We start from the raw sequence: 14,866 nt of genomic DNA, 5'->3' as shown, positions 1-14,866 counted from the left end.
GCCGTGATATGCTATTTTATAGTAAGCAAACGCTAACTTTCGGAGGATATTTGTTGATGAAGAAAAAAATCAAGGCGCTGCTGCTGCTCGGGCTTGTTTTTCTGGGCGGCTGCGGACAGGCTTCCGCCCCCTCGGTCTCGTCCGCTGGCACAGACTCCCAGTCGATCGACCTGTTCGCGATGGACACGGCCATGACGCTGACCGCCTACGGAGACCATGCCGGAGAGGCGCTGGAGGCGGCGAAGAGCGAGATCGAACGTCTGGACGCGCTGTTCTCGATCAGCAGCGAGAGCGGTGACATTTACGCACTCAACCGAGATCACGCGGTGACGCTGCACGAAGACACGCAGGCGCTGCTCAAGCGGGCGCTAGAGGTTTCTGACTCGACCGACGGCATTTTTGACTGCACGATCGAGCCGGTCATGGATGCCTGGGGATTTACCACACAAAACTATCGCGTGCTTTCGGCGGATGAGCTGCAGCAGCTGCTCACTCATGTGGATTACAAGCAGGTGCAGCAGAACGGCAGTGACGTTTCCATTCCGGCGGATGTGCAGGTGGATTTAGGCGGCATTGCCAAGGGCTACACCTCGGACCGCATCATGCAGGTGTTTGCGGATAACGGCGTGACCAGCGGCATTGTTTCTCTCGGCGGCAACGTGCAGGCGCTCGGCTGCAAGCCGGACGGCAGCAAATGGCGTGTTGCTGTGCAGGACCCGAACGACGAAGGTGAAAACTTTGCGGTGGTGGAGATTGCGGATGAAGCGGTGATCACATCGGGCGGCTATCAGCGGTATTTTGAGGATAACGGCCGGACGTATCATCACATCATTGACCCGCGTACCAGCACACCGGCCGACAGCGGTGTGATCTCCTCGACCATCATCAGCCATGACGGCACGCTCGCGGACGGGCTCTCGACCTCGCTGTTCATCATGGGTGTGGATGATGCGCTTGATTACTGGCGGGCTCATAAGGAGGAATTCGATGCGATTTTGATGGATAAGGATGGTACGGTGTACGTCACCGAGGGCATCGCGGATCGCTGCTCGCTGCTCGAGAATCGGGAAATGCAGGTTGTTCACTAAATCGAAATATATATAATATTAGCCAAGGCTTGTCTCATGCACCGGGATAAGCCTTTCGCTATTATTATATATCATGTTATTCCTGTGAAATTATAATTTGATTACGCTCTCAACAATGGAATAAAGGCAGTTCAGATGAAATTTCTAAATTTCAGTTTTGAACGAGAATTCTATGTTCAGGAGTGAAAATTATGACAAACAAACAGGAAAAGATGATATGCAATAGCTTTGGTATCGCAAAGCTGAAAGCGTTTCAAAAGGATGTAATTACAGACTTACTCAATGGTAAAGATGTACTTGGCTTAGCTCGAACCTCTGAAGGCAAGTCGATCTGCTCTCTCTCGATGATTGCTATGCACCCAAACGATCTGCTGATTGGTATTCTCCCGACGGTTGCATTGATGCGGGACTTAGTGCAGCGCTGCGAGGACAGCGAAATCCGAGCGGGCTGCCTGTACAGCGGCAATGCGGAGAATACCAATATTATCGAAAGATTGAAACATGGTAAACTCCAGGCTCTCTTTGTTGCACCGGAACGTTTGAATGATCCGCATCTGTGGAAGGCAATTCAGAAGAACAAGGTGCACACGGTCGTTGTGGATGAGGTGCATTGTCTGACGGAATGGGGCAGCGAATTCCGTCCAATGTATCGCAATATTGGTAAATTTATTAAGGATTTACCCTCATCCCCTGTTGTTGCTGCGTTCAGTGCAACCGTTATGCAGGAGGATATTCCATATATCACGAAAAGTCTGCGTATGAAAAATCCGACGGTACATATCGGCAAGCTCAAGCGTTCTAACCTTTCTCTGAGGAAAGTGTTCGTGAAAACGGAGGCAATTCGTTATGAGAAAGCCAAAAAAGCGATTCTAAAATATGCTAACAAGGGCAAAATCGTTATCTACTGCACCCGTGTCTGTGATGTGGAAGAGATGCGCGATTACTTAATTGAAGATTGTGATATCGAGGCTGACGAGATTGCCATCTGCCACAGCAAATTATCCAACCGAGCGAAGCAGGAGCAGCGCTTTCGTTCCGGCAAGGCGCACATCATGATTGCAACTTCTGCGTTCGGTATGGGCGTGAATATCCCGGATATTCGTTTGATTATCGTCTCTCAGCTTCCGTTCAGCGCAGCGTCGTTCTACCAGATGGCAGGCAGAGCCGGGCGCGACAGAAAACGTGCAAAGGCGCTGCTGCTCTGGAATGACGCTGATTTTCAGATGAACCTTGACATCATCTCCAATACGGATGAGCGCGCGATTGATGCCGTAAATGAGCTGTATGCAATCTGCGAGTCGTCGGACGATTTGCACGATGCAGTCATCGAGTGCTTTGCGAAGGATGGTGAGTGAAATGGACTTTCGCTATGGCATCCACACGATCGAATTATTTCACAGAGTGTCTAAGAAGGACTTCAACAAGGTGTTTCAGCATCTAAAAAGTGTGAATTCCGGCAGTTTTTATCCGGACACGACATATCATTCAGACAAGGGCATGACGAAGCATATCTGCACCTCTTACTGCGGTCAGGGCGTGGTGCTTTATCTGTACCAGCAGGTACGCCGCAAGAATAAAACAACGAAAAATCTCGCATCTTTTATTCATTTTCGGCTCAATCCTCATACTTTACTGCACGGAGAGTATGTGCCCAAGAAGGTATTCCAAGCGAAAGAGAATCAGCTGAAATCGCTTGATAAGGAAATGACCAAGCTGCTGCATAAAATCGGTCTGAACTGCAATTTTGAGCAGCTGACGCTTTCACGCATTGACTGCTGTCTGGACTACTTTCCCGATTCGCAGGACTGGGTTGACGAGGCGCTGCGCGTCGTTCGCCGTAGTCCATATATGAAGAAATACGAGCTGTGTACATTCGATAAAACTTTCTCCAATCATAAGAAAAAGAATGCACATTCGTGGCGGATTTGCTGCAAAACGACCGCATTGACGGTCTATGACAAGACATTTCAGCTGATGGAGGAGGAGTTGCTCGAGAACTACGATGCACCAATGCTGCGATTCGAGGTCTCCCGCTCGGGCGCGAAGTTCAAGCGCGGACTGTCTGAGCAGGTTAAGGGCATCAACAAGAAAATCCTGAAAACTGTCATGGACGAGTCCGAGGACACCATCCGTTCTTATATGGAAATGCTGCACGCAGACCTGCCGTTTGTGCGGTATTCGGACTGCATGGCAAAGGTTGAGACCGTGAAACATGCTTCAACTCGCAAAAATATGCGTCTGCTTGTCAAAAAGCTGTCCGACTGCAAATGTTATGCACAGGCTGTGTATAACAGTAAACTCACCGAAAATCAGCTGCGCACTGTGCGCAAGCAGTTCAAGGAGCTTGGCATTCAGCCGATTACATTGAAGGATAAATCAGAGATTGAAGAATTGAAATTTGTTCTGCAAATTGCGAAACCCATGCCTTTTCAATGAAATTGGCATGGGTTTTGATTATCTTTTTTGAAACGAAATCACTAACATAAATATAAGATGGCATGAATTGCGGTGAACTGTGATCTGTGCTGTCAAATCTTATATGTAAAAGGATGATTTTTATGAAGTATCTGGATTATCGCGGAATGAAAGAGTTTTATACCATCGACGAGGTCTGCCGACAGTTTGAAATCAGCAAGCAGGAGCTCAAACACTGCGCGGACAAGTACAGCATTCAGCCGCAGGAGGATCAGTACGGCAACTGGGGATTCCGCAAGGTTCTGGTGCGAGAGCTGCACAATTTTATCTACAAGGAGCAGTATAATCAGCCTCGCACTTCGTCGCAGCCCGATTCGAGGAAGGACCCGTGGGCATGAAAAATGACGAAATTCTGACCGTCAAGGAAACGGCTGCCCTGCTCAAAACAACGCGCCAGCAGGTCCGCAAGATGATCGCAAACGAAGAACTCCCTGCCGTGAAGGTTGGCAGGGAGTGGAGAGTGCTTAAAGCGGGGATTCTGGAGTTTTTCGAAGAGCGAATTTGATATATGAGCAAGGGAAAATTCGCTGCACGACACCGCATATTCATCCCATATTGACCCTGACGAAAAAATACGATATAGTTAAGGCAACACGATATAAGGGAGGACAATCAGGTATGGCACCGGATTTCAGTAGTGAAAAGGAACTGACCTTCACTCTACTCGGGGAGGAACAACCCAGTCTGTTATGGGGAGACGGCGCACGATTGATATTCGTACTTTACGGCTCAGTCAGTGTTCTTCTTCGCGGCCAAAGCGAAGTTTTATCACAGGCAGGCTTCTGTCTGGTCAATCCGCTGGAGCTGTGCCGCGTTTCCTGTGCTTCCGGAAGCCGGGCACTGATGCTGACCATTCCGCAGGATTATATTCACCTGTCCGGCTGTCTGACCGAAAGCCGCAGCTGCACAGCTGTCGATGCGCAAACCGCACCGCAGACTGTCTGCGATGAACTTCGCCGCCTGATGGCACAGACCGCACGTCTGTATTTCAATCGAAGCTCTCGGCAGCGGCTGAATGAGTCTGTCATGGCTCTGCTTCAGTTTCTGGAAAGCAGTTTCCCCTGCATCGAACACAACAGCAGCGAACAGCTGTCGTACGCTTCCATTGACCGCATCACTTACGTATTAAATTTCATTCATCATCACTGGGCAGAAAACATTTCAGTCGCACAGCTTGCTGAACAGATCTACGTCAGTCCTAACTACCTTTCTCGCTTTTTCAGCCGTTATCTACATACAACCATCACGGACTATATCAGCAATCTCCGCATACAGCATGCACTGAGACTGCTCCGCGAGGAGCACACCTCCATCACCGAAACCGCTATGCGGACCGGTTTTCCAAACACATCAACCTTTATCCGTAAGTTCAAGCAGCAGTACGGTCTGACACCGAAGCAGTTCGAAAAGCAGCAGGCCGAGCGTGGTAAAGCCCTGTCGCAGAATACACTTCTATTCACGAAAGAGAGCGAGGATAACGATCTTTCATCTCTGTTTCGTTATTTGCCATTGGAAGATGCACCTGCATCTCAGAGCAAAACCGTTTATTCCTGCAAGGTCAGTGCCGCCGACACCGGAACGTCGGTGCAGCCAATGTGGCGCAGATTGCTGAACTTCGGCTATGCACGCGAGGGACTTCTGGCCGCTGTGCAGCAGCAAATCAGCCGCGCTCAGCGTGACATCGGCTTTGAATACATTCGATTTCACGGCATTTTCGATGACAACATGCAGATCTATCAGGAAGATGAAGCAGGACAGCCAAAGCCGAATTTTCTCTATGCGGATATGCTGACCGATTTTCTAGTCTCTCAAGGTTTCAAACTGTATATCGAACTGGGTCTTATGCCTTCTGCTCTGAAAAAATACGATATTTTCGTTCTCAACCGGATCAGCAATTTTTCCGTTCCTGCACAGTCGGAAAAATGGCATTTTCTGATCGTGCAGACGCTCCGTCACTGGATCTCGCGCTACGGACAGGAAATCGTCCGGACATGGCGTTTTACCGTCATGGGTATTCATGTGCCGGTATTTACCGACGTGTCCTATGAAGAATACTATGAGCACTACCGAAACAGCTGGGAGGCTGTGAAATCCGTTGATCCCGGACTTCAATTCGGCGGCCCGGGCGGTTTTGCCAGCATCGCATGGGATGCCGATATTCTGCCGGATTTCTTTCGGTTTACTGTGGAAAACGGATGCTTTCCCGACTTTATTACCACGCAGAACTATCCGCATCACAATGTAGAAACCGATGCAGAATTCATGCACACCTCTGTGGCTCAGGATTTTCTGCCTACAACACTCAGCGGCGACCGCCACTTTACCCGCAATCTGTGCGGCCGACTGTGCCACCTCCTGCGTGCCATTGACCGTGAGCAGACCCCTATCTGGCTTGAAGAATGTAACTCGACGATATGGCAGCGCGATCTTTCCGGTGATACCTGTTATAAGGCGGCATGGCTGTGTCACAGCATTGCCGAGAATTACGCAGCCGTTCAGGCATTCGGCTACTGGCTACTGACGGATTTCATTGAGGAACGCGGTGCATTTACACATATTTTCCACGGTGGCTATGGCCTTTTCACGTATAACGGCGTGCCCAAGGCCGGCTGGCAGGCACTCTGCCTTCTGCGCCGCATGGGAGATGCTCTGCTGGCCGCTGGCGACTGGTATCTCATAACGCGCAGCCGCACGCAACTGCATATTCTCCTGTTCCATTACTGCGATTACGATAGTCTGTACCGTCACCGCTACCGCCGCCTGAGTCAGCCTGCGGAAGCATACCGTGTGTTCCGCGAGGATAACGTCATGGAGGTACACCTTGAAATCAGCAGACTGACACCGCAGCCTCACCAGATACAGCGTTCGGCCATCACCCGCGAGCAAGGATCTTCTTTTGACCAATGGCTGCGCTGGGGTGCACCGAATGATCTTTCTGTTGATGACATCAGCCAACTGCATCTTGCAGCACAGCCCTCGTATCGTTCAGAACTAATAATGCCGGATGCACAAGGTGTATTTCACCTGCAAACCGAGCTTCAAATGCACGAAGTGCAGCTTTTCACCATTGAACTAAATAGCTGAAAACACTCCTCTTGCACACTGACAGATGCGATATCTGATGTATCGCATCTGTCAGTGTGATTTTTTATACAATTTATGTCGTATAAATAGTCTGTTTCTGTCTAAACATTTTTCATTTGCCGTCAAGTCCATAAAATCTGTGAAGAAAAATGTGTTTTTATGAAACAATCTGTATTTCTCCATGCGTATAAATCGCTATAATAAAATCATCAGCAATGTCCGGACCGCTGCAAGTTAAAGAGAAAAAAGGTGGTATCATGTATCAAAACGTAACACTCCCGTTTGATGCCGCACATCCGTTGCAAGTTGCAAAACAGGGTACATTTGAACGATGGGTGGAAGTGAATGGTAAGCGTCGCCGTTATCTTGTACATATTCCGCACGGCTGCCGCGAGGCCGCTGCAGGTATTTTCATTCTGCCGCCCGACGGCTGGACGGCAGACGACCTGCTGAACAAAACGCACTGGCGATGGCTTGCGGAAGCCGAGCCGGAACGCAGCAGACCTATTCTGTTCTTTCTGGAACCCCAGAACGGTATCTGGCATACCGAAGAAGCGTACGGCTGCGCAGACGGCGATGTCGCCTATGTAGAAGCGATTTTCCACGAGCTGAGCGACCGGCACTGGTTCAATGTGCACGAGTCGTCCCTGTATCTATACGGTTGCGAAGAGGGCGCGGCGATCGCACAGATGTCAGCCATGTGGAACCCTGCGGTATATGCGGGTTTGTGCACCATTGATGCGGAGGTTTCGGATGATTATGTACAGAAGGCAGCACAGGACGCCTGTGTAAACCTTGATGGATTTGAGGACACCACACATCGCTGCGGTGTTCTGAAAAGCGATGTTCCTCTGCCGGTATGGATGATTTCTGACCGCACACAGTCTCCGGAAGCATTGCGTTTCTGGAAACACAGCATATGTGCCGACCACTGTGTACAGCTTTCCGGCGATACGGTCGCGTATCGCCGCACCGCCGCCGTTCCCCATCCGCACAATAACGAAATTGCGGCATACGAGGTATGGGAGAGCAGCCTGCCCGGCTGCGCACAACAGGCAGGCGACAGCATGCTGCACCGTATCTGGAACGGTTTTCTCAGCCGTCACCGCCGCTGGATGGGTGACGCCGGCGGCAATCTCCGGATGTATGCCGATCCGCTGTGTGACCGCCATGTGGAGTATCACATAGAAAAGATTGACGGCTGGCTGCGCGAGTGGTATACCTATGTGCCCGAATGCGTCCGGCAGCAGCCCGGCAAGCCTGTACCTCTGGTCTTTGCCTGCCATGGCTACACCTGCAACGGCGCGATTTATATGGAGCATTCCGGCTGGAATCGTGTAGCGGAAGAAAACGGTTTCATCGTCGTGTATCCGACCGCAGGATATGGCCAGATGTGCACGGAAAATGCCTATTGCAGCAGTGATAATCTGCCGCTTCCTGCATGGAACATCTTCCACAAGGATACACAGCCGGAGGAATACTCGTTCTTCCGTTATCTGATTGATCGTACCGCAGCAGACTATCCTGTAGACCGCACACGAATTTTTGCAACCGGTCACTCGCTCGGTTCGCTGATGGTGCAGATGCTCGGACTCGCTATGCCCGAATGCTTCGCCGCCATAGCTCCCTGCTCAGGCATTCTGTTCAGCGGACTGGAGCAGGAACCCCTATCGCTGCCCGAGGTCGCGGCGCGGCGTGATACGCTACTTCCGGTCTGGATGTTCGGCGGCAGTGAAGAAGCCTTTCTGGTGCCGGATCGTCCTGTCGATGGCAACCGTACCGCCTATTCTCTCGAAGCATGGCTCCGACTGAACCAGATGGAGCCTGTTTCAGACTGGGCGGACGGTTGGCATCTGCACGAAGATCGCTGGGATGATCTAATCTACCGAAAAAACGGTATGCCTTTAGTCGGCTTCACCCGCGTGCAGGATATGCCTCACGCAACCACAGAAGAAATGTCCCGCCGTATCTGGAATGAGTTTTTCTCTCATTTTTCGCGGATAAACGGCGAGCTCGTATATCGTCAGAATGAGGTATAATATGATGAAAACTGAAAACAATCAGAGCAACCGTATCATCTCATTAGGAGAAAAAATCTCCTACGGCATTACGGAAATTGCCTGCAACCCGATGTACACGATTTTCTGCTCCTTCCTCGTATTCTTCTATACGGACGTCATCGGTGTAAACGCCGCATCGGTCGGTACGATCATCCTGATCAGCCGTATCTTTGACGGCTTCAGCGATATCATCGCCGGCAACATCGTGGAGCACACGCATGCCAGATCCGGCTCGGCGCGTCCGTGGATCCTGCGCATCGCTATCCCTCTCGGTATTTCTTATGTTGCGATGTTTACCGTACCGGACTGTGGTGAATGGGGCAAGCTCATCTACATTTTTGTTTCCTACAACGTTATTCAGAGTGTTGTCTACACCATGGCAAATGCAGCCATGAGCGCACTGCCGACTTATATGACCAATGACCGAAACAGCCGCTCCTCCTGCTATGCTGTGCGTCTTTTCATTGCCGCAGCAACGCAGACGGTTCTCTCCCTGAAATTCATGAACATCATTGAAGCTCTGGGCGGCGGTCAGCGTGCATGGATCAAGCTCGCCGCTATTCTCGGCACGATTGCAGCTATCGTATTCGCCATCGTTTACCTGACGACCCGCGAGACCGTAACCAGCGGCGGCGAAAACGGCGAAGATGTCCCGCTGCTTGTCGGTCTGAAGGCACTGATGCACAATAAATACTGGTTCTCTGTTCTCGCCATGCAGTTCTGCTGCGTGCTTCATCAGGTCACCACGCTGACAGTCGGCGTTTATTACGCAAAATATATTCTGAATGATGCGAAGCTAGTCGGCAACATCATCATGTATCACCATTTCCCCGCACTTGTGGTCATGCTGCTCGTGCCGATCGCGCTGGACAAGGGCGTTTCCAAGCGTATGCTGGCAATCTTGAGCGGTGTATCCATGCTGCTCGGCTCGCTGATCTCTCTCGTATGCGCATCCGGCGTGCCGTTCATTATCTCGATGGGTCTACGAGGCATCGGTTTCGGTGCGTTCAGCAGCGTTATCTACGGCATGCTGGCTGATACGGTCGAGTACGGCGAATGGAAAACCGGCGTACGCACGCAGGCTATCAACGTTACGGCTAATGGCGTAGGTCAGAAAATCGGCAGTGGTCTCGGCACCGCAGCCTTCGGCGCACTGCTTACCATGTGCGGCTACAACGGCATGGCCGAGGTGCAGACCGCAAGCGCGGTAAGCTGCATCCGCATCATCTTCATCGTGGCGCCAATTGCAATTTACCTCGTACTGATCATTCTTGCATGGCTGTTCAAGCTGGATAAGCAGTTCCCGCAGATCCAGAAGGAGCTGGAAGAACGTCATCGCAAGACTATGGCAGACTGATTGGCCAAATTCCCTGCAAAATAGCTCACCTTTTCTTCACCCCTCAATAAAACCGGCCCTCGGGCGTCAGAGTTCACACTCTGGCATCCGGGAGCCGGTTTATTTTTATATTGGAAATATTTTCGGAACGGTAATCTCGTCTGATATCGCACAACATTGCCGTGCGTGGATTTATTGGACACACCCTCGTCTGCGAAAAGGCTATATCGTCATGCGATTATAAATCTGGTGCATTAACGCATCAAGATTAATTCGTTCTCGTGCACTATAGTAGATAACCTGTTCTTTGGGCATATGAAAAATCTGACTGACGGATGATCGTTTGCGTTCCAGATTATCAATCTGTTCTCCAGTCAAATCTGTACTTTCCCGAGATGTCGGCTCCGCCTTATCTGCGCAGTTGATAGCTATTACTATTCTCGCGCGATAGGGTGACAGTTTATCTCGAAACAGTGCCAAATCCCTCGTGTAATCCCGCATATCAGCGCGTAAAACATAGACGATGCAAAAGCAGTGGTACAGCATATTTTCGTAGAGTGCCAGATATTCGTTGTCTGTTTTCTCGGACTCGGCGATACCCGGCAAGTCACAAAAGGAAAGATAACGTGTCTTTTGCGCATTCAGTGAGTATTCTACGGTAAATGCATCTTTCGTACAGGCTTCTATATCACTTGTCTGCATTGCGTTATGCCCGGTCAGCGCATTGATAGTGGAAGATTTTCCATAGCCGCTTTTCCCGATGAATAAAATCTGGTAATCTTCCGTTGTACGTTCATCACGGTTAAATATGCGACCCGAATGACGGCGCAGCTCCTCTGGAAGGTATTCTAAAAAGGGAAAACGAGCAGACAGCTTATCAAAATGATATTCGCGCGTTATTGTGATCTGCATCAATCAGAACCACCAGAACAAATCACGAATAAAGTCTTTTGCGGTATCGATAACATCGATTACCTTTCCGATTACTTCCGCGCCCTTATCTACAGCATTTTCAATAATTTCGCCTACAGTTTCAAAGAAGCCTTTCTTGGCGTCTTCCTGCGCCTGAGCAGAAACATTTTCACGAGCAGCGCTGTTGACAATGGTAATTTTCTTGTCCTTCGGCATTGCAAATACCATTTCATCAATCAAGCGGACAAGATTGTACTTCTCACAGGCAGAAACCGGTATAATCTTGGATTCCGGAACAGAAAAACGAGTCGCTACATCGGTAACCTTACGCTGAATGTTCTGAAGCTGCTTTGGACCGGGTTCATGGCCGCTTTCATTCCACTCACGGAACGGTTCGATTTTATCGCACTGATTGAGTACGAAGAAAAACACCTTGCCTTGCTCAACATGCGGTTTAACGATTTGCTTGAAGAAGGCCTCATCAGAAGACATGGCGCGGTCATCCGCCTTGATGACCCACAGTGCTACATCGAGTTCCGGAAGAATTTTGCTGTACAGCTGTGCGTATTCGCGATCGCGGTCTTCATTCTCGCCAGCACCCGGGACATCCACCAGAGTAATTTTCTTGCCGCCCATATGCAGCAGAACCTCCTGCGGATTGCGCGTACAAGCCTCTACATCGCTAATCTCACATACATCCTGACCGAACAGAGCGTTGCACAAGCTCGACTTACCAACACCGGTTTTACCAAATACACCAACTTTAGGTTCATAGTTCAGCACTTCATTGATGCGTCGGTTGATATTTTTGCGCTGTTCTTCCGTCGTCTGAATACCTTCCCTGGACAGGTTTTCAAACAAATCCTGATTGTTCATAATCGTTTCCTTCCCTTCGTGATTTCTATGAGCAGCAGGTTAAGCTGTCTATAGGTATTATTATACAATACTCATAGTGTTTTGCGCAATACTAATTGTCAAGATAACCTAGTATCAAAGGGCAGGTGACGATGATGTATTGCGAAGTCAATGTAGGCGAGCGAATTCGATATTTCCGAAATTTACGCGGCTGGAGCCAGGAAACACTGGCCTTGCAGGCAGAGATCAACCCGGCTTTTCTCGGGCATCTGGAGCGCGGACTCAAAAGTCCGACCATCAAGACGCTGGAGAAAATCGTGCGGGCGCTCGACATTTCACTTGCGGAGCTGTTTGCCGATCCGCAGCCGGTGGATAATGCGAAGGACGCCGTCATCGCACAGGTGTGCGACCAGATACGCGACCTCCCGCTCGACGATCTGGAGCGCCTCAACACAATCGTCCGCAATGTTCTGGCAATTGGGAAATAGGAAATTTTCTGCTTATAATATAACAAACGAGGTGGACATAATTTGTCCACCTCGCTTATTTTGTGATATTTCATGTTTTGGTTACAGCTGTTGTCCTCTCCTGACGGTTTAATAATCAATCTGTTTTCCATTCAAAATTGTATATATATTATAGTAATAGCAGCTCCCGGAAATATTCTGGGAGCTATTTTTGTCTGGAAAGGAGAAGAAACATGTTCGAAAATCAAAAATTCCTGACACGTGGCGTGGAGAATGAAATCCCATCGTGGCTGATCAACCTCATGTGGCACATGGTTTTGACGATGGAAGTGCCGAGAAAGGATTACCTGCAAGTGTTTATCCTTACCAAAACGCCAACCGGTCAGCACATCGTCCATAAGCAGGAGCAGCCGCCGTACCGCTACGAGCTTGATGTGCCGTGTGATGATGCCGTAAACGCGAAGGTGTTCGTCATCGACGATTTGACGCATTCTACTATGCTGCTTGCCGAAGAGTATTAAGTTTTACCAAACGAAATGGAGGAACAGACAATGAGCGAAACGAGAATTTGTGCAAACTGCGGTGCAGAATACCCAATTGAAGACATGTATCAAGCGGAAGGCGACTGGCTCTGCGAGGATTGTGCCGACCGCCTGACCGTAATCTGTGACCACTGTGCCGAGCGGGTCTACGAGGAAAACGCCGTCGAGGACGATACCCACACACTCTGCGACCACTGCTTTGATGAATACTACGTCCGCTGCGAAGACTGCAACCGCATTATTCATCGTGACCGCGCGTATTGGGATAATGACGACAACGCCTACTGCGCATCCTGCTGGGATGAGCATTGTAACATTATACACGAGTACAATTACACACCGGATCTTGTGTTTCATGGCAAGGGCCTGCGGCATTTCGGCGTGGAGCTCGAAATCGATGACGGCGGCACGGTAAACAGCAACGCGCAGAAGCTGCTCGACATCGCGAACAAGGACGCAGAAAACCTCTACATCAAGACAGACGGCAGTCTGGATGAAGGCTTGGAGCTCGTAACGCATCCTATGCCACTGGAATACCATTTGAACGAAATGCCGTGGGCGGAAGTCCTCCGCAAGGCGCAGAGCATGGGCTATCTCAGCCATGCGGCAGGAACTTGCGGCTTGCACGTTCACATCTCCCGCTTGGCGTTCGGCTGTACCTACGAGCAGCAGGAAGCTGCGATTGCGCGGCTTTTGTACTTCGTCGAAAAGTTCTGGGCGGAACTCTTGCGATTCAGCCGCCGTACACAATCCCAGATGAATCGCTGGGCGGCACGGTATGGAATCCGCCTTACGCCATCCGAGCAAATGAGCCACGCAAAGAATTCCTGCGCCGGACGCTACACGGCGGTAAACCTGACCAATTCGGATACCGTGGAAATCCGAATGTTTCGCGGCACACTCAAACTGAATACCTTAAAAGCGACTTTGCAGATGGTCAATCATCTGGTTGAGGTGGCTGTTGCTATGTCCGACGCCACGGTTCAGGATATGAGCTGGTTTGATTTTCTCGACGACATCACCGAACCGGAGCTGATCTAGTATCTCAAGGAGCGCCGTCTCTATGTTAATGAACCTGTAAATGCAAGCGAGGAGGAATAATATGTGCAGTTTGTTTGGTTTAATTGATTTCAAAGAATGCCTGAGTACCTCCACGAAGAACAAAATCCTGAACACATTAGCGCGTGAGTGCCAAGTCCGCGGCACGGATGCGACCGGTGTCACGTACAACTTTAATGACCGTCTGCGGATTTACAAGCGCCCCCTTCCCGCTCGAAAAATGAAAATCCACATTCCGCACGGTGTAAACGTGGTCATGGGGCATACCCACATGACAACACAAGGCAATGCGCAGTTTAACCAGAATAATCACCCGTTCCTTGGTCACGTTGACGGCAACAGCTTTGCTCTCGCGCATAACGGCGTGCTCTGGAATGACAAGGAACTGCGCGCAGAAGAAAACCTTCCGCTGACAAGCGTGGAAACGGACAGCTATGTTGCCGTTCAGCTCCTTGAACAGCAGAAAACCCTCGACTTTGACAGCCTGCAATCCATGGCTGAAGCAGTCGAGGATTCATTTGTCTTCACGGTTCTGGACAAGGACAACTCCATCTGGTTCGTAGTTGGCGATAATCCGCTGTGCGTCATGTTCTATGATGGCTACCTTATTTACGCCTCGACACAGCAAATCCTGTGCAAGGCCATCAAAAAGCTGCGGTTAAAAGCGCCAACGGACATTCTGGAGCCAAAGGAGGGTGAAATTCTGAAAATCGACCGCACCGGACGTATGACTACAAGCGCATTTACGCCGAAAACCAGTTATGAGCATTGGTGGCGGCGTTATTCTCCATATTACCGCGACTACTATGAGGACACGCCGGAAAACTATGATGACCTGTTCTCGGTTGCCAAAGCGTTTGGCGTGCGCGCAGATGAAGTGCAGGCATTGCTCGACTACGGCTGCTCGGAGGAGGAAATCGAGGAAATGCTTTACGACCTGTCGCTGCTCCATGAAGTGACCGGCGAACTGCTCTATGCGTACTGAGGG

General features: G+C 50.1%; 14 protein-coding genes. 12 read left to right on the top strand and 2 right to left on the bottom strand.

Going from position 1 to position 14,866, the window contains the following annotated elements:
- The first annotated feature begins 56 nt into the window (after window positions 1–56).
- The 8 genes from DW088_RS15085 (at window position 57) to DW088_RS15050 (ending at window position 10,064) form a co-directional block, all read left to right on the top strand.
- A complete protein-coding gene (locus DW088_RS15085; RefSeq protein ID WP_118361844.1) occupies window positions 57–1,088 on the top strand; it encodes an FAD:protein FMN transferase in 1,032 nt (343 codons plus the stop codon).
- Window positions 1,089–1,279: 191 nt separating this feature from the next.
- Entirely contained in the window at window positions 1,280–2,443 is a 1,164-nt protein-coding gene (locus DW088_RS15080) for a RecQ family ATP-dependent DNA helicase (RefSeq protein ID WP_118361842.1), read from the top strand.
- Between the two features lies 1 nt (window position 2,444).
- On the top strand, window positions 2,445–3,524 hold the full coding sequence (locus DW088_RS15075) for a hypothetical protein (protein WP_118361840.1): 1,080 nt from the start codon (window positions 2,445–2,447) through the stop codon (window positions 3,522–3,524).
- A gap of 122 nt (window positions 3,525–3,646) precedes the next feature.
- A complete protein-coding gene (locus DW088_RS15070) occupies window positions 3,647–3,901 on the top strand; it encodes a hypothetical protein (protein WP_118361838.1) in 255 nt (84 codons plus the stop codon).
- Window positions 3,898–4,068 (top strand): helix-turn-helix domain-containing protein, encoded by a 171-nt coding sequence (locus tag DW088_RS15065; protein WP_118361836.1) that lies wholly within the window; start codon window positions 3,898–3,900, stop codon window positions 4,066–4,068. Before DW088_RS15070 ends, DW088_RS15065 begins: the two co-directional genes overlap by 4 nt.
- A gap of 113 nt (window positions 4,069–4,181) precedes the next feature.
- A complete protein-coding gene (locus tag DW088_RS15060) occupies window positions 4,182–6,647 on the top strand; it encodes a GH39 family glycosyl hydrolase (protein ID WP_118361834.1) in 2,466 nt (821 codons plus the stop codon).
- Window positions 6,648–6,904: 257 nt separating this feature from the next.
- Window positions 6,905–8,686, top strand: a complete 1,782-nt coding sequence (locus tag DW088_RS15055; RefSeq protein WP_158574722.1) for an alpha/beta hydrolase-fold protein — start codon at window positions 6,905–6,907, stop codon at window positions 8,684–8,686.
- Window position 8,687: 1 nt separating this feature from the next.
- Entirely contained in the window at window positions 8,688–10,064 is a 1,377-nt protein-coding gene (locus tag DW088_RS15050; protein WP_158574721.1) for an MFS transporter, read from the top strand.
- A gap of 201 nt (window positions 10,065–10,265) precedes the next feature.
- Here DW088_RS15050 and DW088_RS15045 read toward each other — a convergent pair whose 3' ends face one another.
- A complete protein-coding gene (locus DW088_RS15045; protein WP_118361828.1) occupies window positions 10,266–10,955 on the bottom strand; it encodes a GTPase family protein in 690 nt (229 codons plus the stop codon).
- Window positions 10,956–10,958: 3 nt separating this feature from the next.
- Complete coding sequence (locus DW088_RS15040; protein WP_118361826.1) at window positions 10,959–11,831, bottom strand: GTPase family protein; 873 nt, start codon at window positions 11,829–11,831, stop codon at window positions 10,959–10,961.
- Between the two features lie 131 nt (window positions 11,832–11,962).
- Between DW088_RS15040 and DW088_RS15035 the strand changes: the two genes are divergently transcribed.
- From DW088_RS15035 to DW088_RS15020, 4 genes are all read left to right on the top strand, one after another.
- Window positions 11,963–12,298, top strand: a complete 336-nt coding sequence (locus DW088_RS15035) for a helix-turn-helix domain-containing protein (RefSeq protein WP_118361824.1) — start codon at window positions 11,963–11,965, stop codon at window positions 12,296–12,298.
- A gap of 212 nt (window positions 12,299–12,510) precedes the next feature.
- On the top strand, window positions 12,511–12,798 hold the full coding sequence (locus DW088_RS15030) for a DUF960 family protein (protein ID WP_117489229.1): 288 nt from the start codon (window positions 12,511–12,513) through the stop codon (window positions 12,796–12,798).
- Between the two features lie 30 nt (window positions 12,799–12,828).
- The gene (locus tag DW088_RS15025) at window positions 12,829–13,860 is read left to right on the top strand and encodes an amidoligase family protein (protein WP_118361822.1); all 1,032 of its coding nucleotides are present in this window, start codon (window positions 12,829–12,831) and stop codon (window positions 13,858–13,860) included.
- A gap of 61 nt (window positions 13,861–13,921) precedes the next feature.
- Complete coding sequence (locus DW088_RS15020) at window positions 13,922–14,863, top strand: class II glutamine amidotransferase (RefSeq protein ID WP_118361820.1); 942 nt, start codon at window positions 13,922–13,924, stop codon at window positions 14,861–14,863.
- The last annotated feature ends 3 nt before the right edge of the window (window positions 14,864–14,866 follow it).

It is taken from the genome of Butyricicoccus sp. AM05-1, assembly GCF_003474415.1.
Lineage (GTDB): Bacteria > Bacillota > Clostridia > Oscillospirales > Butyricicoccaceae > Agathobaculum > Agathobaculum butyriciproducens.
Note: the sequence above shows the minus strand (reverse complement) of the source record. Positions and strands in the feature narration are given on the sequence as shown.

What these genes read in the sequence shown, in the direction of transcription:
- DW088_RS15025 (WP_118361822.1), top strand. Translation starts at nt 12,829, where the DNA reads ATGAGCGAAACGAGAATTTGTGCAAACTGCGGTGCAGAATACCCAATT.
- DW088_RS15055 (WP_158574722.1), top strand. Translation starts at nt 6,905, where the DNA reads ATGTATCAAAACGTAACACTCCCGTTTGATGCCGCACATCCGTTGCAA.
- DW088_RS15075 (WP_118361840.1), top strand. Translation starts at nt 2,445, where the DNA reads ATGGACTTTCGCTATGGCATCCACACGATCGAATTATTTCACAGAGTG.
- DW088_RS15070 (WP_118361838.1), top strand. Translation starts at nt 3,647, where the DNA reads ATGAAGTATCTGGATTATCGCGGAATGAAAGAGTTTTATACCATCGAC.
- DW088_RS15080 (WP_118361842.1), top strand. Translation starts at nt 1,280, where the DNA reads ATGACAAACAAACAGGAAAAGATGATATGCAATAGCTTTGGTATCGCA.
- DW088_RS15020 (WP_118361820.1), top strand. Translation starts at nt 13,922, where the DNA reads ATGTGCAGTTTGTTTGGTTTAATTGATTTCAAAGAATGCCTGAGTACC.
- DW088_RS15050 (WP_158574721.1), top strand. Translation starts at nt 8,688, where the DNA reads ATGATGAAAACTGAAAACAATCAGAGCAACCGTATCATCTCATTAGGA.
- DW088_RS15035 (WP_118361824.1), top strand. Translation starts at nt 11,963, where the DNA reads ATGATGTATTGCGAAGTCAATGTAGGCGAGCGAATTCGATATTTCCGA.
- DW088_RS15085 (WP_118361844.1), top strand. Translation starts at nt 57, where the DNA reads ATGAAGAAAAAAATCAAGGCGCTGCTGCTGCTCGGGCTTGTTTTTCTG.
- DW088_RS15040 (WP_118361826.1), bottom strand. Translation starts at nt 11,831, where the DNA reads ATGAACAATCAGGATTTGTTTGAAAACCTGTCCAGGGAAGGTATTCAG.
- DW088_RS15065 (WP_118361836.1), top strand. Translation starts at nt 3,898, where the DNA reads ATGAAAAATGACGAAATTCTGACCGTCAAGGAAACGGCTGCCCTGCTC.
- DW088_RS15045 (WP_118361828.1), bottom strand. Translation starts at nt 10,955, where the DNA reads ATGCAGATCACAATAACGCGCGAATATCATTTTGATAAGCTGTCTGCT.
- DW088_RS15060 (WP_118361834.1), top strand. Translation starts at nt 4,182, where the DNA reads ATGGCACCGGATTTCAGTAGTGAAAAGGAACTGACCTTCACTCTACTC.
- DW088_RS15030 (WP_117489229.1), top strand. Translation starts at nt 12,511, where the DNA reads ATGTTCGAAAATCAAAAATTCCTGACACGTGGCGTGGAGAATGAAATC.